Raw genomic sequence first — 26,100 nt, 5'->3', positions numbered from 1 at the left:
TCCGGTCTAGAAGATTAGAGTCATGACGGGGGAATATTTCAAACTGGCGCTGTTGTGCGCCCTGGGGCTGCTGCTGATCGCTGCGTCCATAACGGACCTGCGGTCGCGGATCATCTCCAATCGGCTGAACCTGTCTATCGCGGCCATGGCGCCTCTTTGGTGGCTTGCCAATGGCCTGCCGTTCTGGCCCGGCATGGCTGTACAGCTGATACTGGCACTGGCGGTTTTCGCGATTTTCGCAGTCCTGTTCGCCTTTGGGTGCATGGGTGGCGGAGACGTAAAAATGCTGGGCGCGCTCGCCCTCTGGTTCCCATGGCAACCCCTGTTGTCGATGCTGATGGTCATGGCGATCCTGGGCGGCGTGGTCACTATCGTTACGGTTGTCCACCATCGCATGACCCGCCGACTGGGCCAGCCAGAAATACCTTATGGCATCGCAATATCGGTGGCGGCTTTGTGGCTGATTGGCGAACGATATCTTAACCAATTTGCGTAATCATGAAGGTTCAGGCGGAACTCGCCTGTTTGAGGGAGACGAATTTCATCATGGACGCCAAGAAAATCGTTCTGCTAGTCGGAGCGCTTATCATAGCGGTCACGACGGCCCTTCTAGCGCGCAACATGCTGAGTTCGTCGGGCGCGCCCCAGGCGGGTGCATCGGCGATGCCGGTGGAAGCAGACCAGCCCCATGTGCTGGTCGCCACCAAGGCGCTGCCCGTAGGTTCGATCCTGAATGCGGAAAGCTTCCGTTTTCAGCCCTGGCCCAAGGATCTGGTCGAACAGGCCTATTACATCAAGGGACAGGCTGATCCGGCCAAGCTGATCGGTAGTGTCATCCGCACCGCCATTTCCGCTGGCCAGCCGATGACGCTGGGTTCGGTAATCAAGCCGGGTGATCGCGGTTTCCTGGCTGCGGCTCTTGGGCCGGGCATGCGCGCCGTAACGGTGCCGGTGTCCGCTCAGAATTCCGTCGCCGGATTTGTCTTTCCCGGCGATCGCATCGACCTGGTCCTGACGCAAAGCGTCAGCGGCGGGGGTGAAGGCGATCCACTCAAGGTTTCCGAAACGATCCTGCGCAACCTGCGCGTGCTCGCCACCGACCAGCGCATGGACGCGATGGGCGACGACGGCAAGCCGGTCGTCCAGACCTATTCCAACGTCACCCTGGAAGTGACGCCCAAGATTGCCGAAAAGATCGCGGTCGCGCAGACGATCGGTTCGCTGTCGCTGTCGCTGCGTTCGCTGGCTGATAATCCGTCAGAGCTGGACGCTGCAATCGCCGGTGCCGACATCGACCTGCCCGACGGCGCCAGCCAGCAGGCCGAAAAGACGATAATCGCCAAATTGGCGGCGCGTCCGATCGATCGGGGCGGCACCTTTTCAACCGGCGCCGACGTGTCACGCTATCAGCGCAGCAACGTCCCCGCCAAGCCTTTGCAGGGGGCAGCCGTTCCCGCAGGGGGATCGGGCACTGGCGCAGTCGCCCTGAACGGCCCTGTCATCCGCGTCGCTCGCGGCACCAATGTGACCGAAGTTCCGGTCGGGGGGAAGTAAGATGAAGCGTTTCCACCTTCACGCAGGCAAGGCAGCGGTCAAACCGCTCGCCGGCCCCGCGATCGCGCTGGGCCTGGCCGTCGCCATCGCCGCCACGCCGACCGCCGCACTCAACGCCGCTCCGGCCGCAATGCAAGACAATGCGATCCTGATGTCGGTCGGCGGCAGCCGGGTGGTCAATCTGTCGGCAAAAATGTCCGATGTGGTGATCGCCGATCCCGAAGTCGTGGACGTTCATGTCCGCGCACAGAACCAGCTTTACCTGATCGCCAAAAAGCCGGGCGAAACGACCGTGTTCGTGACCGCGACGAACGGCAAGGTGCTGTTTTCCGGCACAGTCCGGGTGGGCAACAACCTGACCAGCATCGACGACATGCTGGACCTGGCCATGCCGAACGCGAACATCGCGGTAAACAAGATGAATGGCATGGTCCTGTTGACCGGCACGATCGCCGCACCTGAAGACGCGGCGGAGGCCGAGCGCCTGACTCAGGCTTTCGTGGGCAAGGACGTGACCGTGGTCAGCCGTCTGCGCACGGCCACGCCGCTGCAGGTCAACCTGCAGGTCAAGATCGCCGAAGTCAGCCGCGATGTCGGCCACAAGATTGGGACGAACTTCTCCAGCTTCGACGGCGGCGGCACCAACAACAAGATCGGCTTTGTCGGCGGCGGCACTCGCGACTTCGCCGATTATGACCCTGCGCGTAATCTGTGGAGCTTCACCTCGCCCATCGATGGCGGGTACAGCCTGGGCGGCGTTGCAAAGCTGTTCGGCATCGATGTCGCCGGCGCGCTGGACCTAGCCGAATCGGCTGGCCTGTCCACGACGTTGGCTCAGCCAAACCTGACTTCACTTTCGGGGGAAACCGCCAGCTTCCTGGCCGGTGGCGAATTCCCCTACACCGTGAGCAACGGCACGCAGGGCAACAGCCTGGAATGGAAACAATATGGCGTGCAGCTTGCCTTTACGCCGACCGTTCTGGCGGACGGCCGCATCTCTTTGCGCGTACGCCCGACAGTGTCGACCCTCGACTTCTCGGTCGACCTCAACGTCCCGGCATTAAAGACGCGCACCGCTGAAACCACGGTGGAACTTGGCTCTGGCCAGGCCTTCATGATTGCAGGTTTGCTCAGCAACGACACCGGCAATTCGGTCAACAAGGTTCCCGGCCTGGGCAATATCCCCATCCTGGGCAGCCTGTTCAAATCGCGTTCTTTCCAGCGTAACGAAACGGAGCTGGTCATCGTCGTCACGCCGTATCTCGTGAAGCCGATCAACGCATCCGACGTGCGCCTGCCCACTGACGGCTTCCGCAACGCCAACCAGGGACAGGGACTGTTCCTCCAGCAAGGCCATGATGGCGTCAGCGGCGCTCGCGCGCCCATGCCCAGCCGTGGTCCGGTCGAACAAATCCCACCGCCCGGCCCGCAGGCTTCATCGTCGATGCCCGCCGTCCCCGCGCGAAACGAGGGCAAGCGGCAGGCCAAGTCGAACGCCGCTCCCGGCTTCAGCTTCTGATCCGAAGGACGAAGGACATGATCATGATGTCACCCATTACCCGTGCGTCCCGGACGATGCTTCGCGTCAGCGCGCTTGCGCTGCTCGCCCTGCCGCTCGCCGCTTGCCAGCATGACAATCGCGGCCTCGAATCGGTTCACCAGCCGGTCGTCAGCCACACCGCTTTCACCTATGACGTGCAGGCAGGACCCGATGGCGGTCTTACGGCAACCGAGGCGGTCCGCCTGCAGGACTGGCTCGCCTCGATTGGCCTTGGCTATGGCGACAAGGTCGCACTGGTCACTGACGGCGCATATTACAGCCCGTCCCTGCGCGAAGGCATCGCCGATGTTCTGGGCCGCCGGGGCATGTTGATCGGCGAAGACAGCTCCGCTGCTGCGGGACAGGCTCCTGACGGCAGCGTCCGCCTGATCGTGCGCCGCGCCAGTGCGAGCGTTCCTGGCTGTCCCGATTGGTCGGACAAGGCCGAAAGCAGCATGCAGATGGGAACATCGGCCAATTTCGGCTGTGGCGTGAACGGCAATCTGGCCGCGATGATCGCTGACCCGGAAGATCTGGTCCGTGGCCAGAGCAGCGACAGCGACCTGCGCACCGCGACATCGAACCGCGCGATTTCCACCTATCGCGAAAAAACGCCGACCGGATCGGGCGAACTTAAATCCCAATATGGAGGCAATTGAGATGAACGCGCCCTGGAAACCCGGAATGACCGGCCAGCGTGATCCCTTCCACGCCTTCGTATGCGACGACCACAGCCACGACCTGCTGTCGGTCATCGTTGCCGAAATGGGATGGGCCCCTGAAAAGGTGAACAAGGGCGGCATGCGCAATGCAGTGCAGAGCCTGTCAGTCACCGCCAGCCCGCAAATCCTGTTCGTCGACATGTCCGAAAGCGGCGACCCGCTCAACGACATCAACAGCCTTGCCGAAGTCTGTGAGCCCGGAACGGTGGTGATCGCAGCCGGGCAGGTCAATGACGTGCGCCTGTACCGCGACCTGCTGGCCAGCGGCATACAGGATTATCTGTTGAAGCCATTTGGTGCTGACCAGCTGCGTGAGGCGCTGGCGCAAGCGCAGGCGGTGTTCTTTGCACCACGCGATGCCGCGCCCGAACATACCCATATCACCACTGCGGTCATCGGTACGCGCGGTGGCGTAGGGGCTTCCAGTATCGCGACGTCGCTCGCCTGGCTGCTCAGCACCAAGCATCAGCGTCCAACCGCCCTGCTCGACCTGGATGTCCATTTCGGCACCGCGGCGCTGGCAATGGATCTGGAACCGGGTCGCGGCCTGACCGATGCGATCGAAAATCCCAGCCGTATCGACGGCCTGTTCATTGAACGCGCCATGGTCCGCGCCAGCGAAACGCTCGCCATTCTGTCGGCCGAAGCACCGATCAATCAGCCGATGCTGACGGACGGCGGCGCTTTCTATCAGCTGCTGGAAGAATTCCGGTCCGCATTCGAATGCACCGTCATCGATTTGCCGCGCAACATGCTGATCCAGCACCCACATCTTATGGGGGATGCCAATGTCACGGTGGTCGTCACTGAACTGACGCTGGCTGCGGCGCGCGATTCGATCCGCGTCCTGTCCTGGCTGAAGAGCAACGCTCCGCAATCGCGCGTGCTGGTCGTCGCCAACCGGGTCCATCCCGGCGTGCCGGAAATCAGCCGCAAGGATTTCGAAGCGTCGATCGAACGCAAAATCGACATCCTGATCCCGTTCGACCTGCGCATCGCCGCCCAGTCGGCCAAGCTGGGCAAGACCCTGGCTGAAACCGCAAAGGGCAACAAGGTTGGCGCGGCCTGCGTCAGCCTGCTCGACGCGGTTATCGGCGCGGCGGAAGAGGATGAAGGCGACGGCAAGCCGACAAAGAAGGGCGACTCCCTGCTCGGCAAGATTGCGGGCCTTAAATCGCGCATCCCTGTCCGCCGTAAGGGCAAGGTTGCGGCGCAGAACTAAGCGGCACTCCCTCACGGAACGGGCTATCACATGGACGGCAATTTCTTCCTGCTCTTGGTGCTGCTGCTGACTCTGTTCGGGATGGTCGCCATGGCCATTTCCGGGCCGTCGGTCGGGAAGGCAAGCAGGCGCCGCGTCGGTCTCATCCGCGCACGCCACGGCGGCTCACATGACGCGATCCTGGAAGCGCGGATGCGCAAGGCGATATCCAATCGCCAGACCGGCGCTGAAATGAAGATGCTGACGTCGCTTGTCCCCAACCCGGAAAACCTGACGAAACGGTTGAAGGCGACGGGCAAGAAGTGGACGCTCAACAACTATATGACCACCTGCGCCGTCATTGCCCTCGTGGTCTGCGCGTTGATGTTCATGCGTGGCTACCCGCCCCTGCTGGCCGTTATGCTCAGCCTGGCGGCAGGTCTGGGCCTGCCGCATATGTGGGTCGGTCGCCTGATCACGAAGCGCGTGCTGAGGTTCACAAGCAAATTCCCGGACGCACTCGAGCTTATGACGCGTGGCTTGCGTTCTGGCCTGCCGATCTCTGAAACGCTCAGTGTCGTGGCATCCGAAGTTCCGGGCCCTGTGGGTGAAGAATTCAAGCTGATCACCGAACGCATCAAGATTGGCAAGACGATGGATCAGGCGATGCAGGAAACGGCCGATCGTCTGGACACGCCGGAATTCCAGTTTTTCGTCATCAGCCTTGCCATCCAGCGGGAAACCGGCGGCAACCTGGCTGAAACGCTGTCCAACCTGGCGACGGTGCTGCGCCAGCGTTCGCAGATGAAGCTCAAGATTCGCGCCATGTCGTCAGAATCCAAGGCTTCGGCCTACATCATCGGCGCGCTGCCGTTCCTGGTGTTCGGGATGATCTGCTATATCAACTTCGACTATATGTCGCCGTTCTTCACCCCCGACCCGGCGGGCCTGTTCGGCCTGTCGCTGATGCAGGTGATCGGCATCGGCGGCATGTGCTGGATGAGCATTGGCGCCTTCATCATGGCGCAGATGATCAGCTTCGAAATTTGATGGGAAGGACATAATCATGGAATCCGCTCCCGTCCCCGGCGGCACCTTGTTCGGCATGACCGCGACTGACATCGGCACTTTGCTCGCGGCGCTGGCCACCCTAGCCACCTTGTTCGCGCTTTATGCGGTGACGACAGTGCGCGACCCGATGGCCAAACGGGTCAAGGCGCTGAACGAACGGCGTGAACAGTTGAAGGCGGGCATCACCGCCTCCACCGCCCGCCGTCGCGCGAAGCTGGTCAAGAAGAACCAGACGACCGACCAGATGCGGTCATTCCTGTCGAGCCTGAAGGTGCTGCAGGACGACCAGTTGAAGGAAGCCCAAATCCGGCTGGGGCAGGCTGGCATCCGGTCCAAGGACTGGGCTGTCGCCATCATCTTTGGTCGGATGGTGTTGCCGATTGTCGTCGGCGGGACCGCTGCACTGATGCTCTATGGCCTGGAGACTTTCCCGGATTGGGGTGGCGCAAAGCGGTTCATGGCCTTCGCCGTGGCGCTGCTGCTGTCCTACAAGGCCCCCGACCTGTTCATCGATAACAAGATCCAGAAGCGCGCGGCTGCGATCCGCAAGGGCATACCCGACGCGCTCGACCTGTTGGTGATCTGCGCGGAAGCGGGCCTGACAGTGGATGCCGCCTTCAGCCGGGTGGCACGGGAACTGGGCAAGGCCTACCCGGAGCTGGGCGACGAATTCCAGCTGACCGCCATCGAACTGTCCTTCCTTACCGAACGACGCATGGCGTTTGAAAATCTCGCCACGCGCGTGAAGGTGGAAGCGATCAAGGGCGTGGTGACAACCATGATCCAGACCGAAAAATACGGGACCCCGCTCGCTTCGGCGCTGCGCGTGCTATCGGCGGAGTTCCGCCACGAACGGATGATGCGGGCCGAGGAAAAGGCTGCACGCCTGCCCGCCATCATGACCGTCCCGCTGATCCTGTTTATTCTGCCGACCCTGTTCGTCGTCATTCTGGGCCCGGCCGCCTGTTCGATCAGCACGGCCTTTTAAACGGCGAAGAATGGGAAAGCACGTAAGGGGGCGCTTGCCAGCGCCCCCTTTACCGCGTCCGGCATTTTAATCGCTCAGGATGAAATCGACCCCCGCCCGTGCATGGATGGCGGTGCCATCATAGATCGGCAGGACGTTGGCGCGTACATCGACGATCATTTCCAGTTCGGTGCAGGCAAGGATGGCCGCCTGCACATCCTCCTTCGCGATATCGGTCAGTTCCGATTTCATATAGCGTTCGGAACTGCGGCTCACCTTGCCCAGGGTCAGTTCCTCATAGACGATGCGGTCGATCCGTTCAGCCAGCTCCAGATCGGCCGGCAATAGCGAAATGCCGTGCGATACCAGCCGCTTGCGGTAAAAGCCTTCGGTCATGACATTGCGCGTGCCGATCAGCGCCGCCTTCCTGATCCCGTCGGCTTTCATCTTCTGGCCGACGACATCGGCGATGTTGATGATGGGAATGCCAACGCCCGCTTGTACATCGTCATAGACACGGTGCATGCTGTTGGCACAGATCAGCAGGGCAGCGGCACCCGCCTGTTCCAAACGCCGCGCGGAGGCGGTCAAAACCTCCCCCGCATGGGTCCATTCATCCGCAGTGCCGGACCGGCCTATATCGGCGAAATCCAGGCTTTCGATCAGCAACGGCGCGCTATGTTGCCCGCCCTTGGCGCGATTCACAGCCTGATTGATGATCTGATAATAGCGCGCGGTGGACGTCCAGCTAAGACCGCCGATCAGACCGAGTTTCTTCATGTAACGCCTTACCCCCAAGTCTCGGCAGGAAGCCTCCCCTGCGTCGCCGCTCAAGGGTTAGGCACGCCGCCGCGCCGGGGCAAGCCCTTCCTGCCCGACCCGCGATGGAGGCGCACCGACAACAGGAGCCCGGCTGTACCCGCCAGCCCCCCGGCCACGACCAGCCCCGCATGCTCCAGCAGAAATGCCAAGGCCGTCACGGAGCAGCCCGCCAGGCCGCCCGCTAACGCCAGCAACATGGTCCGCCTCGCCTGATCGCTTGGCCCGCCCCGGTGTGCGAATATCGCAACCACGGCGACCGCCCACGCCAGCGCGCCAGTCGCCGCCGCAGCGCAGATAAGCGACAGCGCCCAACAGGTTACGCCGTCGCCCCGCACCGGCATGAGGCCAAAAGCATTGGGGTTGAGATAGGCGGCAAGCGCCGCACACAGCATGGAGAGGCCAATCGCGCCGCAAAATACGGTCAGCAAAGTCGGCAACATCTGCGGTCGCACCCCGCGTGCCAGCACCAGCCCCAGCGATGCGCCGATGGCCAGCGTGCCCGCAATTTCGGGCAGGTTCACGATATCCGCGCCGTAAATCGCCGCAACCGCAAGGACCAGCGCGCCAGCACTGGCGGCATGCCGCCGCCTGTGACTGATCTCTGGCTCATATTTCCACAGGGACAGGAAGAAGAGCAGTGCCGATAATGCCCACCCGACGATGACGGCGTCCACATCGCCGCTCATGGCCGCCCCCCTCTACCGACGCGGCGGATCGCGATGATCGCGCCCGGTAGCACCGCGCTGGCGAACAGCAGCGCGGTCAGGCCCAGGTAACGGGCAACAACGCTTCCTGCTTCGGCGGCGACGATCAGCGCACCAGCCAATCCACTAGCGCACAGGACCAATATGATGGCGGCCAGCGCCAACCCTTCCTTGCGCGGGATGCGGATGGCGGCAAGGCCGCCGACAATGCAGGCCAATATAAATGGAATGACCAGGAAAGCGTTCATTCGTCTCCGCCCTCCTGATCGCTTGTGCCCATCGGCTCTCCCCCCATGGAGAGAGAGCCTGACAAGGGTTTAGAGCAGCCGTTCGCTGACGACCTTGCCGCCCTGGGTGATGCGGATGGCGTTGCCAATCTCTTCATCCAGCACGGGCGCATTCTGGTCCTTGTTCCAGAAGGCGGAAAGGAAGTTGTAGAGGTTGCGCGCGAACAGGGCCGAAGAGTCGGCTGCAAGGCGCGAAGGCACATTCTTGTGCCCCACGATCTTTACGCCATGACGCTCCACCACTTCGCCCAGAATCGCGCCTTCGACATTGCCACCCTGCTCCACGGCGAGGTCGACGATGACGCTGCCCGGCTTCATCGATGCAATCTGCGCATCCGTGATGAGGCGAGGAGCGGGTTTGCCGGGAATCAGCGCGGTGGTAATGACGATGTCCTGCTTGGCGATGTGGCTGGACACCAGATCAGCCTGCGCCTGCCGGTACTCGTCGGACATTTCGGTGGCATAGCCGCCCTTGCCCTCTCCCTCGATCCCCGCGACGCTTTCGACGAAGATCGCCTTCGCGCCGAGGCTTTCAATCTGCTCCTTGGTCGCTGAGCGGACATCGGTCGCCGACACCTGCGCACCCAGGCGCTTGGCTGTGGCGATTGCCTGGAGGCCCGCGACGCCAACCCCCATGATGAAAGCGCGCGCGGGCGAAATCGTGCCAGCCGCCGTCATCATCATCGGAAAGGCACGGCCATATTCAGCCGCCGCGTCCAGCACCGCCTTGTACCCGGCCAGGTTCGATTGGGATGAGAGAATATCCATCGACTGCGCACGGGTGATGCGCGGCATGAACTCCATCGCCAGCGCTTCATAACCCGCCGCTGCATAGGCATCGACGCGCGCCCGTTCAACGAACGGGTTGAGTCCGGCGACGATCCATGCGCCCGGCTTGGCGCCTGCGATGCTGGCGGCATCGGGACCCTGCACGCCCAGAATGATATCCGCGCCCGCGACTGTGGCTGCACGATCGCCCAGGGTTGCGCCCATGGCGGCATAGTCCGCGTCGGCGACATCGGCGGTCAGCCCCGCGCCTGCTTCCACAGCGACGTCAGCGCCCAAGGCCTTGAACTTCTTCACCGTTTCCGGCGTGCCAGCGACGCGACGTTCGCCCTGCGCGAGTTCCTTGATGATGGCTATCTTCATTGGCATCCCCTGTCGGCGCGTGCCCTAGCCGGAAATCAGCAGAACGACGACCGCGGTCAGGATTACCGTCACGATCGTGCCCCACTTCACCAAGGACACGAACCCAGAATAGGTCTGGTTCGCGCTGTCCATATTTCCTTCCGACGCCATGTCAGTCCCCTTGTCAGCATTTTCGAGCGCCCTCTTATCGCCAAGCCTGCCCCCCCTCAAGCCGCAAACGTCGGAAAAAACGTTCCGGTTAAGGCCGCCTTTACTCCCAGCGGCTAGGCTTTGCCTCCAATTCAACACGAGGGGCGAAATGGCTCGCGACGGCGTACCCATGCTGATGCTGATAGATGACGAGCCTGCGCAGCGCAGGTTGGTGTCGGCATTGGCCGCGCGCGCCGGATGGCGCACGATATTCGCCAATGACGGCGACACCGCCATTGCCATGCTCGGCACGCAGGACGGCATGCGGCTCGACGCAGTGCTGCTGGACCAGTGGAGCCCCAGCTATGAACCCGCAGGCCTCGTTCGCGAACTGCGCAGCCGCCGCCCCGCGCTGCCGATCCTGATCCTGACCGCGCATAACAGCGTGGCCGTCGCCGTTGAAGCGATGCGCGCAGGGGCGACCGACTATCTGTCGAAGCCCGTTGCGCCGGAACGACTGCTCGCCGCTCTCAACGCCACCTTGTCGAGTGAACATGGCAAGGGTGAACTGCGCCCGCTGACCGAGAAGATTTCCGCCGCGCTGTCCTTCGAAGATGTTGTCGGAGCCGCGCCCCAGTTCCGCGCCGCACTCGCCATCGCGGCCAAGGCGGCGCGCGCCCGCGTTCCTGTGCTGATCGAGGGCGAGAGCGGCGTTGGCAAGGACGTGATCGCCCGCGCGATCCACGCAGCATCACCCCGACACAAACAGGCGATGATCACCGTGAACTGCGGCGCGATTCCCGCCAACCTGGTCGAATCCGACCTGTTCGGGCACGAACGCGGCGCCTTCACCGGCGCATTCGACCGCCATGTCGGCAAATTTGTGAGCGCCGACGCGGGAACGATCTTCCTTGATGAAGTTAGCGAAATGCCGCTGGACGCTCAGGTGAAATTGTTGCGGGTTTTGCAGGATGGCGAAGTGCAGCCCATCGGCGCGCGCCGACCTTTCCACGTCGATGTGCGCGTGATCGCCGCCACCAACAAGAGGCTGGTTGACGAAATAGAGGCAGGCCGCTTCCGCGAGGATCTTTATTATCGGCTGAATGTCGTCCAACTGACCGTGCCGCCGCTACGCGATCGGCTGGGCGATGTCCCGGCGCTGTGCCGTCATCTGCTGGCGCGGATCGCAACCCAGCCGGGACTGCACAGCCTTGGCCTGACGGACGACGCGCTGGCGTTGCTGATGCAGCATGACTGGCCGGGCAATGTCCGCCAATTGCAGAACGCCCTCTTCCGCGCGGCGGTGTTGTGCGAGGGCGATGCCCTGACGCCGCAGGACTTTCCCCAGATTGCGAGCCACATCCGGTCTCGTGCGCTGGGCGAATCCCCCCATCCCCGCCTGCGTGCTGTTCCGCAAAGCCATCGCGAGGCGGCCGGTATCACCCTGTTCGAAGGCGACGGCCATGTGCGCCAGCTCGCGGAAATCGAAGCGGACGTCATCCGCCTCGCCATCGGCCATTATCGTGGGCGCATGACGGAAGTCGCCCGGCGACTGGGCATTGGCCGTTCCACCCTTTACCGCAAGCTGGCGGAGTTGGGTATCGACAGCGCCGCCTGAACGCGCCAGCCCGGACTAATCGTCACCTCGTCGTTCAACGGGTCGTTGCGGCGTTGAAATATCGGGGCGGCTATGCTTTGGAAGGGAGATGAAAATCTTCCCCCCTGCCGCCTGCCTTTCCCTTTTGCTGCTGGTCGCCTGCGGCCGTGCCGAACCGGTTGAGGACATGCCGACGCAGGAGGAACTGGCAGCTGCCGCCAATGCCGCTGCCGCCAGCGCCCTGGCCACCGCAAAGGCAGATGACGTGGAAAGCCGCAACTATGTCAATATGGAGCGAGGCTTTTCAGTGACCTTCCCCGAAGGATGGCAAAAGGATGCATCGGCCAGCAATGCCGATGGAGCGGTTTTTGAAGACCCCGGCGCAGGCGCCAATATACGGGTTTTCTGGCAGAATGATCGCGGCGACCAGACGTTGCAGCAGATCGTCGAGAAGGTCAGCAGCGGAGCTGAGGGGGTCGATGGCGACTTTATCGGCGACAATGAATATCGCGGCACCGCCAATGACAATGACGGCAACAATGTCGCCATCCGAGTGCTGCGCCAGCCGCAAGGCGGCACAGTCATCGCGACATTCGCCTATCCCGAAATGTTGAGCGAACAATATCAGGCTATCGCGGCGCGAGCGCTCGACAGTCTGGAAATCTTCGCGCCTCAGGGGGCGACTGCACAAAAGATAGCATCGCCTGATAAGGTGGATAACGGAACCGCCGCCGAAGCAGAATGACAATGGTGGCGGCTACAGCCTAAACCGCGCTCAGCCCCGCGTCCGCCAGCCCCCGCCACAGCCGGAGCGCCTGAACGCTTTCAGGCACATCATGCACCCGCACCATCTGCGCGCCCAGTTGCGCGGCGCGGAAAGCCAGGGCGATCGATCCGCCCAGACGGTGCGACGTCGGCGCTTCGTTGGACAAGGCACCGATCAATCGCTTGCGGCTTCCAGCGAACAGCACGGGCACGCCCAGCCCCTGAAAAATGGCCAGGTCGTTCACCAGAGCCAGATTGTCCGCCAGCGACTTTCCAAAACCAAGGCCCGGATCCACCATGATTCTTTCCCGCGCGATTCCGGCAGCCACACAGGCGTCGACGCGCCATTCCAGCATGTCGAAAACATCCGTGACCACATCGGCATAGCCTGCCACATTATCGTGCGGATCATCGCCTGCCGACGGCGCGTGCATCAGGATGACGGGACAGTCCGCCCTTGCCGCCACTTCCATCGCGCGCGGATCATGGAGCAGCGCGCTGACATCGTTGATCACCTTCGCTCCGGCTGCAAGAGCGGCTTCCATCACGGCGGCTTTGCGCGTGTCGATGGACACCGCGACGCCTGCCGCCGCCAGGCGTTCGATCACCGGCACGACGCGGGCGATTTCATCCCCTTCCCATATCCTGGCCGCGCGGGGGCGTGTTGATTCGCCGCCCACATCGACCAGCGCCGCACCTGCCGCCGCCATGGCAAAGCCAGCGTCGGCAGCAGCCTGGGGGTCATCACCATGTTTGCCGCCGTCCGAAAAGCTGTCCGGCGTGACATTGAGGATCGCCATCACCTGCGGCCCATCGAATCGGATCGTGCGCTCGCCCAGCGCCAGCGGCGCGCGAATCGCCGAGACGTTAGCCGCAAGCCGCTGCGCCCGCTCTGCCAGTGCAGCGGGCAGCGCGGCGATCGCCTCGTCAAAGCCCGCCACGGGCACCACGCCCCGCGCAATCCGCCGCGCGCCGTCGAAAGCGCTCAGTTCATAACCCTGGAACCAGATCAGGCCATTGCCCATCCGCGCCGCCGACCCGTCCGCCAACCCGATCGGCGTCGGCACGAACCATGCGGGTTTCAGGTAGAGGCGGGCATGGGGGGGTATGGTGTGCAGCATCGACTATCCTAAGGGCAGATAAGGCGCGCATCCCTTAACGCGATAACGTGCTCCACGAAGGCAGTAACGGAGGTCCCACCGGGGGGGGGGGGCGAACGGTCGGCAGGACCGGGGTCCCGCCGTCGCGAGAGTACCACATCATCTCAAGGTTCGTTGGCCAGCAAATAGGTCTGCCGCAGCGTGTCGATCGGCTGCAGCTTGCCCTCGACCTCGACATGCCAGAAGGTCCAGCCATTGCAGCTCGGCGCATTTTGCAGCGTGGCGCCCATCTTGTGGATCGACCCTGTATCGGTCCCCACACACAGCGACCCGTCGGCCCGCACCTCCGCCCGCCAGCGGCGCTTGCTGTCCATCAGCACCGCGCCCGGCTGCAGATAACCGGTTTCCACCAAAGTGCCGAACGCGACCTTGGGCTGCGCCCTGGCGCTCTGCATGATGGTCAGCGCAGACTCGTCGAGTGGCAGCGCTGCTTCGATCCGTTCCAGCGCGACCTCGATATAACTGTCTTCGCGTTCTATGCCGATCCACTTGCGCCCCAGACGCTTGGCCACCGCACCGGTGGTGCCAGTGCCGAAAAACGGATCGAGCACTACGTCGCCCGGTTTGGTGCAGGCCAGCAACACGCGATAGAGCAGCGCTTCGGGCTTCTGCGTCGGATGCGCCTTCGTCCCGTTGCGCTTCAGCCGTTCCTGACCGCCGCAGATGGGCAGCACCCAGTCCGACCGCATCTGCAATTCGTCGTTCAGCGTCTTCATCGCTTTATAGTTGAACGTATATTTGGCATCCTCGCCCTGGCTGGCCCAGATCAGCGTTTCATGCGCATTGGTGAATCGCGTACCCTTGAAATTGGGCATCGGGTTCGCCTTGCGCCAGATGACGTCGTTCAGGATCCAGAAGCCTTCGTCCTGCAACGCCGTGCCGACGCGGAAGATGTTGTGATAGCTGCCGATCACCCAGATGCTGCCGTCCGGCTTCAGAATGCGGCGCGCCTCGCGTAGCCATGCCTTGGTGAAGCGGTCATAGGCGCCCAGCGTGTCGAACTTGTCCCAATCATTGTCGACGGCGTCCACGCGCCCGCCTTCGGGCCGGAACAAGTCGCCACCTAACTGCAGATTATAAGGCGGATCAGCGAAGATCATGTCGATGCAGCCATCAGGCAGCTTGGCCATTTCGGAAATGCAGTCGCCACGCAGCAGGCGATCCGCCTCTATTTCAACCGGCGCAACCGCCCTTTTACGCCGCGTCGCGACGCGCTCCATCACACCCATTGCCGGACCCCCATTCGTTACGGAACCAGCGTTGAGTCCTCCAGAGTCCGCCGTCAAGATCAGCGCCTTAGCGTTTATTGCTGACAATCCGTCAGCGCTGGAAAGAACGAATGGAGTAGCCACGACATATTGAGTCCCTTAGTCGGCACCGGACTCTATATAAGGTGGTGTGGCACAAAAGACTCAGCGTTTACGCAGGTCGAAGTTTTTTTGGTTAATGCGCCTTCCCGCACGAAATTGGGTGTCAATCTTGATCAACCAATAACTTTATGGTTATGGATTGTGCATGGATAATCACCCTTCCCATGGCGACCGTAGCGCCGCTTGCGATGAGTTGTTCAAGGCTCTGTCCGACGGAACAAGGCGGGCGCTGCTGGAATATCTGGTCAGGCAGGGCGAACAGAGCGTTCATGCCCTGACCGCCATATCCGCAGTGTCGCAGCCCATGGTCTCGCGTCATCTGGGAAAGCTGAAGCGCGCGCGCCTGGTAACTGCGCGCAAGGCGGGGCGGGAAACCTATTATAGTGCGCGAGTGAAGGGGTTGGCCCCTGTTGTCCAGTGGATGGCCATATACGGCGCTTTATGGTCGCAGCGATTTACCGCACTGGAAGAATTGGCTGAACCGGCCTAGCGACAATAGCCTTCACGTCCGGGCACCAGGATCAGGCAGTCTGTTTTGTCCGCAAGATATTTGAAGCCCGTCTCCGCGCCTGACCCTGGCCTGATGGTGACAGCCTTTCCATCGCGCATGAAACGGATGGTCGCGCCGTCGCTCACCCCGGAATATTCCGCCTGCCGGTCCAATGTATCGCGGTTGGTTATCGAAACATGGTCGGGCCGTCCGTCCGAAGAAGGCTGGATATCCAGGAACAGACCTTCTGGACCAGCCCAGCGCCCGACCCAGGTATCCGTCGGGCTTTCCGCCGCCCCGTCCTGGTTGCCGACCCGGGGCGTATCCGGGTCATCAAGCACCTCTATCGCCGGGGCCTGCACCGCATTGTCAGCCGCCGCCTGATTGTCCACCGCCTTGGAGCAACCGGTAAGGAACAGCAGTCCCAACATCATCGGCAGGGCAGGATTGTGGGTCAGCTTCGACTTCATCTATCTTTCCCCTTGCATTCGCTTGCTCAAACGGGTGAACGCTCATGTTCGATCCATGGGCGTTGGACATCCATGACGACAGGAAAAGAGACGTGGAGATGGCGAAAAGTCCTCGCGCAGGCCAGGCACGGGCACGATTCGTCCGGGAATCGGCAGACGTCAGGCGACAGGCGCTAATCGAAGCGACCGCGCAATGCCTAGCCGAAAAGGGCGTGGGCGGAACGTCCGTGCGCGCTATCTGTGCCCGCGCGGGCGTGTCGGCCGGATTGCTCACCCATTATTTCGACGGTGTCGAAGCGCTGATCCTGGCCACTTACCGCGACGTCGGCGAAAAGGTCGCCGCCGCCATGGAGCAGGCTGTTGCAGAGGCTGGTTCCGACCCCCGCGCGCGCCTTTGGGCCTATCTGCGCGCCAATTTTCAGCCACCGATGCTGGACCCCAATTTGCTGGCGACCTGGATTTCATTCTGGAGCCTGGTGAAAACGAACCCCGAAATCGCCGCCACACATGCCGAAACCTATGGCGGATCGCGTGAACGGCTGGAGGTGCTGTTAAGGGAAGCCGCACCGCAAATCCCCCGCCCCGCCGCCCGGGTCGCCGCCATCGCCCTAACGGCGATGCTGGACGGGCTTTGGCTGGAGCTGTGTCTGGATTCATCGACATTCTCGACGGAGGAAGCGCTCGCCATGGTAGAGGAAGCGATGACCTACATCGTTGAGAAGCCGAGGGGCGATCCTGTCGATCGATCAAACGGTCAGTGATCGCTTTTCTCAATATGACCGGGTGAGAAAAGCAATTTCCCCCGACTCGTCTCCATCCCTACATAGGCCGGGCAACAGCAACCCTAAGAAGGAACTGGAAAGCCCATGGCTCTCATCAACACCACTATCAAGCCGTTCAAGGCGACCGCTTTCAAGGAAGGCAAGTTCGTCGATGTCACCGACGCGGACGTGAAGGGCAAGTGGGCGATCTTCTTCTTCTACCCCGCCGACTTCACCTTCGTATGTCCGACCGAGCTGGAAGATCTGGCAGGCATCTACCCGACGCTGCAGTCGCTGAACGTGGAAGTCTATTCGGTTTCGACCGACACCCACTTCAGCCACAAGGCATGGCACGACACTTCGCCCGCGATCGGCAAGATCAACTATTATATGCTGGGCGACCAGTCGGGCCAGATCACCAACAATTTCGACGTGATGCGTCCGGGCGTGGGCCTGGCTGACCGCGCGACCTTCCTGGTCGATCCCGAAGGCGTAATCCAGTTCATGGAAATCACTTCGGAAGGCGTCGGCCGCAACGCGACCGAATTGCTTCGCAAGGTCAAGGCTGCGCAATATGTCGCCGCTCACCCCGGCGAAGTGTGCCCGGCCAAGTGGGAAGAGGGTGAAGAAACCCTGGCTCCCTCGCTCGACCTCGTCGGCAAGATCTAAGCAAACCTGACCTTTCGCCGGGCCGGGTTGAGCAACTCCCCGGCCCGGCGGGGGTTTTACCTGACAATTTGACCGCTGACATGCCGGGCCTTTGGGTCGTGTTGTCCGGCAAGCGGACCTGCGTGCCCCTGGGCGGTGCGCCAATTCAATGGAGCTACGAAGATGTTGGACGCAAATCTGAAGGGTCAGCTGAAGACCTATATGGCGAACATCACGCAGCCGATCGAGCTGGTGGCGTCGCTGGACGAAGGCGCGAAGTCGCGTGAACTGGAAGGGTTGCTGAACGAGATTACAGAGCTGTCGGACAAGGTCACCGTGACCTCCGGCGATGACAAGCGCAAGCCGAGCTTCATGATCCGGCGGGTGGGCACCGATATCGGCGTGACCTTCGCAGGCATTCCAATGGGGCATGAGTTCACCTCGCTGGTGCTTGCCCTGTTGCAGGTGGGGGGCCATCCGTCCAAGGCGGCGCAGGATGTGATCGAACAGATCAAGGCACTGGACGGGGACTTCAGTTTCGAAACCTATTTCTCGCTGTCGTGCCAAAGCTGCCCCGATGTGGTGCAGGCGCTGAACCTGATGAGCGTGCTAAATCCACGGATCAAGCATGTCGCGATCGACGGTGCGCTGTTCAAGGAAGAGGTGGATGCACGTCAGGTGATGGCGGTGCCTGCGGTCTTCCTGAACGGCGAACCATTTGCTTCGGGTCGCATGGAGCTGGAGCAGATCGTCGCGAAGATCGACAGCGGCGCGGCGGATCGGGCGGCCGAGAAGGTCCGTGGCCAGGAGCCGTTCGAGGTGCTGATCGTCGGCGGCGGACCCGCTGGCGCTGCGGCGGCGATCTATGCGGCGCGTAAGGGCATCCGCACAGGTATCGCGGCGGAGCGTTTCGGCGGTCAGGTGCTCGACACCATGGCGATCGAGAATTTCATCTCGGTCCCCCATACCGAAGGGCCGAAGCTCGCCGCGCATCTGGAACAGCATGTGAAAGAATATGATGTCGAGGTCATGAACCTGCAAAAGGCGGCCAAGCTGATCCCGGCCAAGAGCGAAGGCGGCTATCATGAGGTGGTGCTGGAAAATGGCGCGTCGCTAAAGGGGCGCACGGTGATCCTGTCCACCGGGGCGCGGTGGCGGCAGATGGGCGTGCCGGGCGAGGATGAATATCGTAACAAGGGCGTGGCCTACTGCCCGCATTGCGACGGCCCGCTGTTCAAGGGCAAGCGCGTGGCAGTGATCGGCGGCGGGAACAGCGGCGTCGAGGCGGCAATCGACCTCGCTGGCATCGTCGCCCATGTGACGCTGATCGAGTTCGACAGCCAGTTGCGCGCGGATGCGGTGTTGCAGCGCAAGCTCGCCAGCCTGCCCAATGTCCGCATCATCACGTCGGCGCTCACCACGAAGGTGGATGGCGACGGGACCAGGGTGACGGGTCTTAGCTACAAGGACCGGAACCACGGAACCGAGCACGATGTCGAACTGGAAGGCATCTTCGTGCAGATCGGGCTTGTTCCGAACACGGAATGGCTGAAAGACGCTGTCGCCCTCTCACCGCGCGGCGAGATTGAGATAGACGCTCGCGGCGAAACCAGTCAGCCGGGTATATTCGCTGCGGGAGACTGCACGACGGTGCCCTACAAGCAGATCGTGATCGCTTGTGGAGCCGGTTCGACGGCAGCTCTGTCAGCGTTCGACCATCTGATCCGCCTGCCAGCTTCGGCGCAAGAGGCCGAAGCAGCCTGACGAGACAACCCCTGAGCGGGGGGTTGGGAAGCGGTCGGTCCCAGGCCCGGTGCCGACCGCTTCTTTAATTGCGTACGCACGACATAGCCAGAAGACCGCTTCTAACCATTGCGGCCATAATGGATAAGTGCTCCTGCAGACGCATTCCAATTTCATGCGGTGGGCTGGGCTCCTGCCTGCGCAGGAGCACGACAGTATTGCGTGGCGGAACAGCACCGGAGACAAAGCGGGCCCAATATCGGCGCTGGTCAGGATTGCTCTCTTCAATAGGTCGGGTTTCCCGTTCGCGCTCTCACGTCCTACTTGTTTTGCGTATCCGGCTGAGATGCCATTCGGCCAACCATCACCGCCGCAATCGTGGCCGGAAAATGCCGGGATCGACCGTCAGCATCGGGGCATCCCGGATTGCCAGTTCGACCGCTTTCTGCCTAGGCGCGACGGGTGCCGCCGCTGGGGCTTGTTTCACCACCACAGCCTCATTAGCTACGGTAGCCTGTTGCACCGGTTGGGGCTGCGCGCTTGGCGTGAACGTCACGATCGTTGTGCCGGGATCATACAGCACCAGCTTGTCCAGCATCAGCGCCGGTCTTATTTCATCCGTGTTGACGCGCACCAGCGTTCCGATCTGCGTCATGCTGAACAGTTTTCGCGCAAAACCGGTAGGCAGGCGAATGCAGCCATGGCTCGCCGGATAACCCGGATTGTGCCCCGCATGCAGCGCGATCCCGTCCCAGGTCAGCCGCTGCATGAATGGCATGGGCGCATTGCTGTAAAGGTTCGACCGGTGCCATTCCTTCTTCTGCAAGATGGAAAACTCCCCCGTCGGCGTCCGATGCCCGCTAGCCCCCGTGGATACGCTGGCCAGACCAACCAAACGATCGCCGTCATAGACATGGATCGCCTGCCGCTCGATACTGATGATCAGGTAGAGCGGCCCTTCGAGCGGCCCGTCCTCCAGCCAGCGATATCCTCCGACCGTCAGCTGTCCGGCATCCACCACCTGCCCCCATGCGGCTTGCGTCTGGGGCGCAAGGGCAAGGGCAGCCATAAGGGAAAGGCTTTGCACAAAACGCATATAGGCTTTTTTAACCATAAGCCCGGACGTCGCCAGTCCAAAGATGCGCAGATGTCGGCTTTTCATCCCGTCGTGGGACAGGCTTGCCCTACAGAAACGCCAACTGCGCGACGGGCGAAAAGCTGCGGCGATGGAGCGGCGTTGGCCCATGTTCGCGCAGCGCCGCCAGATGCTTCGCGCTGCCATAGCCCTTGTTGCTTTCCCAGCCATAATGGGGGTGGTCGGCAGCCGCCTGCACCATCATCCGGTCCCGCGCTTCCTTGGCCAGAATCGACGCCGCCGCGATAGACAGGCATTTGGCATCCCCCTCCACCACGGCGGTGGATTTCCAGCGCCATTGGGGACAACGGTTGCCATCGACCAGCACATGGGCACAATCCCGATCCAACGCTTCCATGGCGCGCGTCATCGCCAGCATGGTCGCCCACAGGATGTTGATGCTGTCGATTTCCTCGACGGACGCGATGCCGATCCCCCAGCAGAGCGCTCGCGCCTTGATTTCTCCTTCAAGCGTGGCGCGCCGGGCTGCTGTCAGTTGCTTGCTGTCATTAAGCCCGTCGGGGCAATCGTCGCGCCGCAGGATGACAGCCGCCGCGACCACCGGCCCCGCGAGCGGTCCCCTACCCGCTTCATCGACCCCGGCGACAAGGCCGGGATGGTGGCGCAGTTCATGCATGAAATCAGGCATGGCCGTGAAATCCGAACGGTGACCCCATCGGGCCGCGTCCCTGCCCTAGTTTGGGAGCAAGGTTCAACGCTTCGCGTACATATTTGCGGCCGCGCTCAATGGCGTCGATCAGATCCCACCCCTGTCCCAGGCCGGTTGCGATCGCGCTGGCCAAAGTACAGCCGGTGCCATGGCTATGCACCGTTTCGATCCGGGCGTTGCTCCATGCTTTCAGCACGCCGTGCGGACCAATCAGCCGGTCGGTCAGCATCGGCCCTTCGCCATGCCCGCCCTTCGCAAGGACATGCGTGCCAAAACGGAGGGCGATCTCATCCCCGCCTAACGCAGCCAATTCCGGTATATTGGGCGTGGTCAGCGTGGCGATTGCCATCAACCGCTCGAACGATGCGATCGTGGCCGCATCCGCCAGCACGGAGCCGCTGGTCGCTATCATCACAGGATCGAAGACGATGGGCACATTGGCCAGCATCGCCAGCCTGTCAGCCACGGCGGCAGCAGTCTCCGCGGAACCGATCATGCCGATCTTGACTGCATCGACACCGATATCGCTGATGACGCTTTCCATCTGCCGCAGCACCATCTCGACCGGGACGGCATGCACGCCCTGAACCCCCACCGTGTTTTGCGCGGTGATCGCTGTGATCGCGGTCATGGCGTGGCCGCCCAACAAGGTCACGGTGCGAATGTCCGCCTGAATGCCAGCGCCGCCTCCGCTATCCGAACCGGCGATGACCAGAATACGCGGAACGGTCATGGCTTGTGGTAACGTTGCGCAGTCGCGGGATGACGGACGAGAGCATCACCCGTTCGCGCAGGCCGATCCATCAGTTCGCCGCCGCAATTGGGACAGCGATCATCCAGCGCCTCTGCGCATGGCGCGCAAAAGGTGCATTCGAAGGAACAGATGAACGCGCCCGGTTCGTCCGCCGGCAAGTCCGCGCCACACCGTTCGCAATCTGGACGCATTTCCAGCATCAGGCCGCGACCCGGGCTACAGCCTCGCAAATGCGATCGACAACGTCCCTGACCTGCTCTTCCCGATCCCCTTCGGCCATGACGCGAATGACAGGCTCTGTCCCGGAAGGGCGGATGACCAGGCGGCCGCAACCATTCAGTTCCGTTTCCGCTTGGGCAATCACACGTTTCACGTCGTCATTTTCCAAAGGTTTTCCACCTGAAAAACGCACATTCTTCAGCAGTTGCGGGACTGGGTCGAACTGATGCAGCAATTCGCTGGCGGACTTGCCCGAACGGACCAGCGCAGCCAGCACCTGCAAGGCCGCGACAGTACCGTCGCCGGTCGTCGCATAGTCGCTGAGGATCATATGGCCAGACTGCTCGCCGCCAACGTTGAACCCGCCTTCACGCATCCGCTCCAGCACATAGCGATCACCGACCTTGGTCCGTTCAAGGCCGATGCCGTGCCCGGCAAGATAGCGTTCCAGCCCCAGGTTCGACATGACGGTCGCCACCAGTCCGCCGCCACGCAAAGCCCCGTCCTGCGCGAAATTGCGCGCGATCAGGGCCATGATCTGGTCGCCGTCGACGATCTGGCCTTTTTCATCCACGACAATCAATCGATCTGCGTCGCCATCCAAGGCGATACCGATGTCAGCCCCTGACGAAACGACCGTCTCCCGACAAAGCAGGGGCGAAGTCGACCCGCACTGATCGTTGATGTTAACGCCATTTGGCGACACTCCGACGGCAACGACTTCAGCCCCCAATTCCCAGAGCGCCGATGGGGCGACCTGATAGGCGGCGCCATTGGCGCAATCGACGACGATCTTGAGGCCATCGAGCCGAAGGTCCGCGGGGAAACTCGATTTGACTGCGTGGATGTAGCGTCCACGAGCGTCCTCGACGCGCCGGGCGCGGCCAATTTCAGCCGATGGAGCAAGCGGGATATCCTGCTCAAGCATCGCTTCGATTTTCAATTCGTCTTCGTCCGACAGCTTATAGCCGTCAGGGCCGAACAGCTTTATACCGTTGTCCGCATAGGGGTTGTGGCTGGCCGAGATCATGACACCCAAGTCGGCCCGCATAGAATGAGCAAGCAGAGCAACGGCCGGGGTCGGGATGGGACCGAACTGGACGACATCCATACCTACGGCGGTAAAGCCAGCAACCAGCGCATTTTCCACCATATAGCCAGACAGCCGCGTATCCTTGCCGATAACGACACGATGGCGGTGACTGCCGCGTTGGAAATATTTCCCGGCCGCCATACCAACCTTCATCGCCAGTTCCGCCGTCATGGGCCACTGGTTGGTGCGGCCCCGGATGCCGTCAGTGCCGAAATATCGCCTGCCCATGATTCCCTGTCCGATCTGATCTCTCTGCATCCATAGCGATCTTTGTCGGACTTTCCACCGGGGAGAGCGCGGGATACAGGCACCGGGGAGGAAAACGGGGGGATGAGAACGGGGGCGGCAATTACCCGCATGCAAGAAGGCCCCAATTGCATGGGGCCTCCTGTCACCTTTTAATCAAATTTCGTCGCCCAGAGCGCCCTTGATCGACCCTTTGACATTCTGAGCCGTGCCCTTCGCCTTCTGCGCGCGACCTTCGGCTTCGAGTTCTGGGTCACGCTGGTGCCGACCTATGGCTTCCTTGGTGGCACCCGCAGCCTTGTTGCCTGCAGCCTTCAGCTTGTCTGTCAGTTCGCCCATCGAATATCTCCTGTCGATTGAGGTTGTTGAATCAACGGACAAACCCGGAGGAAGTTGCTTCCGATTCGGAAACGGAATGGATGGCAGACAAAAGAAAAGGGCCGACAAATGCCGGCCCTTCCTGAAATTTGTTTGGAGGAAACGCTTAGCGCTTCGCTAGTTCGAGCCTCAAACATTATCATGTAATATCAAAGATATAATGATAATTTTAACACACACGTGTAAGATACGTGTAATAATATTGAAAATTATCGTGTTTTTTCAATTCATTAGAGTGAGGCGGCATAAATACGGCATGAGATTCTACGAGTTCGCTACGATCAAACCCAAAAAGCCGCGCAAGCCCAAAAAACCCATGACACCTGAGCAGTCGCTGGTTGCCGCCAGAAAGCGCGATGTGGACATAGCGAAGCAAGCCATGCAGTCGGTGAAGGACCACCAGAAGCAGAAGAAGGAAGCGGAAAAGGCCCGCCGCGTCTCCTATATTGGCAAGTTGCAGCCGCGATCAAACTAATCGCCTATCAGCCTTCGATCTGGAAGGCAGACTCCCATTCTACCCACATATATCCATCACGCACGGTGTCGATGCCGTTCAGGCAGACCATCTTTAGATGGATGGCGCGATCATCGTTCTGTTGCAAATTTACTATGTAGATAATTCCTGATCGCCGCGCGGCGACGAGGCCGCATTTCACGAAGAGTGAAGACGCGAAAAAGGGGATGGCGACATTGCTGCCTCCACCCCCTTGGCGCTTTTACGCAGCCTGAGATACCTCACTGGAGCTTCCTCCGCTTGCGATCGCATCGACTTCCGCGTCAGCTTTCGCACGCTTGTCAGCTTCAATCTTGCGCCCCTTGCGAAGTGCAAGCTGGTCGAACTGCTGGATTTTGATTTCATCGTAACCCAGCACGACAATCTCGTCGCCTTCCACCTCGAACCACAGATAGCCATTCTGCTTACCCGTAGGCACGCAGTCAGGCCGCTTGATGCGAACAATGTCAGGATTGACGCGGCTCAGACCGATTCGCTTGAGGCGTTCGATCTTTGCATCGTCCTTGGTCCTGCCATTCGTCGCACGGTCCGCAGCTTCAATCCCCTTGAGATGCGCGCCATGATGAGGGTCGTTAAACGCCTCAACATATGCGGCGACGCCGCTCGCAGGGATACCGTTGGTCTCGAAATACCTGAATGAACAGGCATACTTTTCAGCACTGCGGTTCAGCACGAATTCCGTCCTTGCGGAGTTCCAACGGCCATACAGCAGCTTCGTGACGGGCAACCAACGGTTGCTCTTTTCAGTAGCCTTGGGGATGCCGCAATCCGTGAGGATTGCTTCATAGACCGTCTGGTTCGTTGGGGCCAAGATGCGCTGGGCAATGCCATACGCCTCCTGGATTTGTTCCCACGTCACCTTATGGCCTTGGGCCTCAAGGTTCCTGATCGTCTTCTCGTCGTCATCCACTCGCGTGGTGAACTGAGAAACGAGGTTCAACAAGGTATTCTTCACGTCTTCTGTGCTCATAAAATCTCCTATGTCTGAGCGTTGCAGCGCTGCCACTGGCGGATGCAGGTTTGACCCTGCGGTTGTGGCAACGCCTGTTCTCCATGCGGCCCATCGTCACGACATGACGCCAATGGACGGACACGCATTTGCAAACGCGCTGCTTGTTCTCGCGATGGATTTTCCTGAGCATTCAAAGAGCTATCGCGACGGCCCCCACTACAGTGATCGGCGCGAACGATCAGATTAGGCCGCGACCGTTAACAAGGTGTTGCCCGTTACGGCGGCACTCACACCGAAAACGCTGCCGCGAACCCAACATTGCTGCTCCGCAGCTTTCGATTGAGGAATTGAAAATCGCTGACCGCAAGCGCTTGGGCGTGATGTTGGACTTGCCAACATCAGGCGCTGCGCGCGGGAAGCTGGCTTCTGCGAGCGCGAGCGAAGCGGAAGACATGCGAAATATGCCAGTTGGGCGCAGACACATCCGCGATTTGGCCTGATTGCGACGCAAACTCCCGCAATAAGCTCAATCCCAGATGGCTTTGCTCAACCGCTTTGCTGCGCAGCGCGGTCCACAAATCCATAAAAACGCGGCGAGGAAGTGCAACACGCCTTGCTGGCGCAGGCATTTCGCACTCCCACCTGCCTCGTTTTTAATCAATTCCTCAACTTTTCGCGTTACGCAATCCCTATATCTTAGATAATTATCGTAACATTTTCAGTATATTGCGTGGGTGCCGCCGTAACGACGGAGGCGAATTTTCAGGGGCTGAATTGAAGAATGACGACCGCGACGATTTATTATGTAAGCGCGGGCGCTGGCTCTGGAAAAACGCACCAACTGATCGGCCATGCGGCCACTCTAGGTCACCGACTCATTATGCCGCAACCATATCCTGATTGAGGCGAGCTGGACGGAGGCGAGAAAATTGTCGTCTCGCTTGTCGTATCGGGTGGCGACAGCTCTGAAATGCTTGAGTTTGCTGAAG

General features: G+C 61.2%; 29 protein-coding genes and 1 pseudogene. 14 read left to right on the top strand and 16 right to left on the bottom strand.

Annotated features, from left to right (window positions below; all coding sequences use genetic code 11):
* Positions 1–22: 22 nt before the first annotated feature.
* The 7 genes from ACI3KQ_RS12765 to ACI3KQ_RS12735 are packed head-to-tail and all read left to right on the top strand — an operon-like array spanning position 23 to position 7,076.
* Positions 23–496 carry a prepilin peptidase gene (locus ACI3KQ_RS12765; RefSeq protein WP_404958164.1) on the top strand — a complete coding sequence of 158 codons (474 nt, stop codon included), beginning with the start codon at positions 23–25 and terminating at the stop codon, positions 494–496.
* A 50-nt stretch (positions 497–546) separates the two neighbouring features.
* Positions 547–1,554, top strand: a complete 1,008-nt coding sequence (gene cpaB / locus ACI3KQ_RS12760) for a Flp pilus assembly protein CpaB (protein WP_404958162.1) — start codon at positions 547–549, stop codon at positions 1,552–1,554.
* Between the two features lies 1 nt (position 1,555).
* The gene (locus ACI3KQ_RS12755; RefSeq protein ID WP_404958160.1) at positions 1,556–3,073 is read left to right on the top strand and encodes a type II and III secretion system protein family protein; all 1,518 of its coding nucleotides are present in this window, start codon (positions 1,556–1,558) and stop codon (positions 3,071–3,073) included.
* A gap of 23 nt (positions 3,074–3,096) precedes the next feature.
* The gene (locus ACI3KQ_RS12750; protein ID WP_404958158.1) at positions 3,097–3,753 is read left to right on the top strand and encodes a CpaD family pilus assembly protein; all 657 of its coding nucleotides are present in this window, start codon (positions 3,097–3,099) and stop codon (positions 3,751–3,753) included.
* Between the two features lies 1 nt (position 3,754).
* Positions 3,755–5,038 (top strand): pilus assembly protein CpaE, encoded by a 1,284-nt coding sequence (locus ACI3KQ_RS12745; protein WP_404958156.1) that lies wholly within the window; start codon positions 3,755–3,757, stop codon positions 5,036–5,038.
* A 30-nt stretch (positions 5,039–5,068) separates the two neighbouring features.
* Complete coding sequence (locus ACI3KQ_RS12740; RefSeq protein ID WP_404958154.1) at positions 5,069–6,067, top strand: type II secretion system F family protein; 999 nt, start codon at positions 5,069–5,071, stop codon at positions 6,065–6,067.
* A gap of 16 nt (positions 6,068–6,083) precedes the next feature.
* Positions 6,084–7,076 carry a type II secretion system F family protein gene (locus ACI3KQ_RS12735; RefSeq protein WP_404958152.1) on the top strand — a complete coding sequence of 331 codons (993 nt, stop codon included), beginning with the start codon at positions 6,084–6,086 and terminating at the stop codon, positions 7,074–7,076.
* A gap of 66 nt (positions 7,077–7,142) precedes the next feature.
* On the opposite strand, the gene ACI3KQ_RS12730 is transcribed toward ACI3KQ_RS12735, so the two are convergent.
* From ACI3KQ_RS12730 to ACI3KQ_RS12710, 5 genes are all read right to left on the bottom strand, one after another.
* Positions 7,143–7,835 carry an aspartate/glutamate racemase family protein gene (locus ACI3KQ_RS12730; protein ID WP_404958151.1) on the bottom strand — a complete coding sequence of 231 codons (693 nt, stop codon included), beginning with the start codon at positions 7,833–7,835 and terminating at the stop codon, positions 7,143–7,145.
* Between the two features lie 50 nt (positions 7,836–7,885).
* Positions 7,886–8,563, bottom strand: a complete 678-nt coding sequence (locus ACI3KQ_RS12725; protein WP_404958149.1) for a hypothetical protein — start codon at positions 8,561–8,563, stop codon at positions 7,886–7,888.
* Positions 8,560–8,829, bottom strand: a complete 270-nt coding sequence (locus ACI3KQ_RS12720; RefSeq protein ID WP_404958148.1) for an NADP transhydrogenase subunit alpha — start codon at positions 8,827–8,829, stop codon at positions 8,560–8,562. Before ACI3KQ_RS12720 ends, ACI3KQ_RS12725 begins: the two co-directional genes overlap by 4 nt.
* A gap of 69 nt (positions 8,830–8,898) precedes the next feature.
* A complete protein-coding gene (locus ACI3KQ_RS12715) occupies positions 8,899–10,017 on the bottom strand; it encodes an NAD(P) transhydrogenase subunit alpha (RefSeq protein ID WP_404958146.1) in 1,119 nt (372 codons plus the stop codon).
* A gap of 24 nt (positions 10,018–10,041) precedes the next feature.
* Positions 10,042–10,167, bottom strand: a complete 126-nt coding sequence (locus tag ACI3KQ_RS12710; RefSeq protein WP_404958144.1) for an aa3-type cytochrome c oxidase subunit IV — start codon at positions 10,165–10,167, stop codon at positions 10,042–10,044.
* Between the two features lie 148 nt (positions 10,168–10,315).
* On the opposite strand from ACI3KQ_RS12710, the gene ACI3KQ_RS12705 reads away from it, so the two are divergent.
* Both ACI3KQ_RS12705 and ACI3KQ_RS12700 read left to right on the top strand, forming a co-directional pair.
* Positions 10,316–11,764, top strand: coding sequence for a sigma-54-dependent transcriptional regulator (locus ACI3KQ_RS12705; RefSeq protein ID WP_404958142.1), 1,449 nt, complete (start codon positions 10,316–10,318; stop codon positions 11,762–11,764).
* A gap of 88 nt (positions 11,765–11,852) precedes the next feature.
* Complete coding sequence (locus ACI3KQ_RS12700) at positions 11,853–12,488, top strand: hypothetical protein (RefSeq protein ID WP_404958140.1); 636 nt, start codon at positions 11,853–11,855, stop codon at positions 12,486–12,488.
* A 19-nt stretch (positions 12,489–12,507) separates the two neighbouring features.
* Here ACI3KQ_RS12700 and folP read toward each other — a convergent pair whose 3' ends face one another.
* Positions 12,508–13,629, bottom strand: coding sequence for a dihydropteroate synthase (folP, locus tag ACI3KQ_RS12695; RefSeq protein ID WP_404958139.1), 1,122 nt, complete (start codon positions 13,627–13,629; stop codon positions 12,508–12,510).
* A 143-nt stretch (positions 13,630–13,772) separates the two neighbouring features.
* On the bottom strand, positions 13,773–14,897 hold the full coding sequence (locus ACI3KQ_RS12690) for a site-specific DNA-methyltransferase (RefSeq protein ID WP_404958137.1): 1,125 nt from the start codon (positions 14,895–14,897) through the stop codon (positions 13,773–13,775).
* Positions 14,898–15,183: 286 nt separating this feature from the next.
* Here ACI3KQ_RS12690 and ACI3KQ_RS12685 point away from each other — a divergent pair, with 286 nt between their 5' ends.
* Positions 15,184–15,528 carry an ArsR/SmtB family transcription factor gene (locus ACI3KQ_RS12685; RefSeq protein WP_404958135.1) on the top strand — a complete coding sequence of 115 codons (345 nt, stop codon included), beginning with the start codon at positions 15,184–15,186 and terminating at the stop codon, positions 15,526–15,528.
* Here ACI3KQ_RS12685 and ACI3KQ_RS12680 read toward each other — a convergent pair.
* Positions 15,525–15,998, bottom strand: coding sequence for a hypothetical protein (locus tag ACI3KQ_RS12680; protein WP_404958134.1), 474 nt, complete (start codon positions 15,996–15,998; stop codon positions 15,525–15,527). The genes ACI3KQ_RS12685 and ACI3KQ_RS12680 overlap by 4 nt on opposite strands.
* 98 nt (positions 15,999–16,096) lie before the next feature.
* Between ACI3KQ_RS12680 and betI the strand changes: the two genes are divergently transcribed.
* From betI to ahpF, 3 genes are all read left to right on the top strand, one after another.
* The gene (betI, locus tag ACI3KQ_RS12675) at positions 16,097–16,759 is read left to right on the top strand and encodes a transcriptional regulator BetI (protein WP_404958132.1); all 663 of its coding nucleotides are present in this window, start codon (positions 16,097–16,099) and stop codon (positions 16,757–16,759) included.
* Between the two features lie 105 nt (positions 16,760–16,864).
* On the top strand, positions 16,865–17,428 hold the full coding sequence (gene ahpC / locus ACI3KQ_RS12670) for an alkyl hydroperoxide reductase subunit C (protein ID WP_167301942.1): 564 nt from the start codon (positions 16,865–16,867) through the stop codon (positions 17,426–17,428).
* Positions 17,429–17,590: 162 nt separating this feature from the next.
* Complete coding sequence (ahpF, locus tag ACI3KQ_RS12665) at positions 17,591–19,171, top strand: alkyl hydroperoxide reductase subunit F (RefSeq protein ID WP_404958129.1); 1,581 nt, start codon at positions 17,591–17,593, stop codon at positions 19,169–19,171.
* A 343-nt stretch (positions 19,172–19,514) separates the two neighbouring features.
* Here ahpF and ACI3KQ_RS12660 read toward each other — a convergent pair whose 3' ends face one another.
* The 6 genes from ACI3KQ_RS12660 to ACI3KQ_RS12635 form a co-directional block, all read right to left on the bottom strand.
* Positions 19,515–20,219 (bottom strand): L,D-transpeptidase family protein, encoded by a 705-nt coding sequence (locus ACI3KQ_RS12660; RefSeq protein ID WP_404958128.1) that lies wholly within the window; start codon positions 20,217–20,219, stop codon positions 19,515–19,517.
* Between the two features lie 115 nt (positions 20,220–20,334).
* Positions 20,335–20,934: a ribonuclease HII gene (locus ACI3KQ_RS12655; protein ID WP_404958126.1), complete on the bottom strand. Its 600-nt coding sequence runs from the start codon at positions 20,932–20,934 to the stop codon at positions 20,335–20,337.
* Positions 20,927–21,688, bottom strand: a complete 762-nt coding sequence (thiD, locus tag ACI3KQ_RS12650) for a bifunctional hydroxymethylpyrimidine kinase/phosphomethylpyrimidine kinase (RefSeq protein WP_404958124.1) — start codon at positions 21,686–21,688, stop codon at positions 20,927–20,929. Before thiD ends, ACI3KQ_RS12655 begins: the two co-directional genes overlap by 8 nt.
* Positions 21,685–21,909, bottom strand: a complete 225-nt coding sequence (locus tag ACI3KQ_RS12645; protein WP_404958122.1) for a DUF1272 domain-containing protein — start codon at positions 21,907–21,909, stop codon at positions 21,685–21,687. Before ACI3KQ_RS12645 ends, thiD begins: the two co-directional genes overlap by 4 nt.
* Entirely contained in the window at positions 21,909–23,249 is a 1,341-nt protein-coding gene (gene glmM / locus ACI3KQ_RS12640) for a phosphoglucosamine mutase (protein ID WP_404958319.1), read from the bottom strand. Before glmM ends, ACI3KQ_RS12645 begins: the two co-directional genes overlap by 1 nt.
* A 174-nt stretch (positions 23,250–23,423) precedes the next feature.
* Positions 23,424–23,606: a CsbD family protein gene (locus tag ACI3KQ_RS12635; protein ID WP_404958121.1), complete on the bottom strand. Its 183-nt coding sequence runs from the start codon at positions 23,604–23,606 to the stop codon at positions 23,424–23,426.
* Positions 23,607–23,859: 253 nt separating this feature from the next.
* Here ACI3KQ_RS12635 and ACI3KQ_RS12630 point away from each other — a divergent pair, with 253 nt between their 5' ends.
* Entirely contained in the window at positions 23,860–24,120 is a 261-nt protein-coding gene (locus ACI3KQ_RS12630; RefSeq protein WP_404958120.1) for a hypothetical protein, read from the top strand.
* Positions 24,121–24,361: 241 nt separating this feature from the next.
* On the opposite strand, the gene ACI3KQ_RS12625 is transcribed toward ACI3KQ_RS12630, so the two are convergent.
* Together ACI3KQ_RS12625 and ACI3KQ_RS12620 are read right to left on the bottom strand one after the other, a co-directional pair.
* Positions 24,362–25,129: a hypothetical protein gene (locus tag ACI3KQ_RS12625; RefSeq protein WP_404958118.1), complete on the bottom strand. Its 768-nt coding sequence runs from the start codon at positions 25,127–25,129 to the stop codon at positions 24,362–24,364.
* An 844-nt stretch (positions 25,130–25,973) separates the two neighbouring features.
* Positions 25,974–26,100: pseudogene (locus ACI3KQ_RS12620) on the bottom strand (IS5/IS1182 family transposase); the annotation flags it as partial.

It is taken from the genome of Sphingobium sp. ZW T5_29 (assembly GCF_044987515.1).
Taxonomy (GTDB): domain Bacteria; phylum Pseudomonadota; class Alphaproteobacteria; order Sphingomonadales; family Sphingomonadaceae; genus Sphingobium.
Note: the sequence above shows the minus strand (reverse complement) of the source record. Positions and strands in the feature narration are given on the sequence as shown.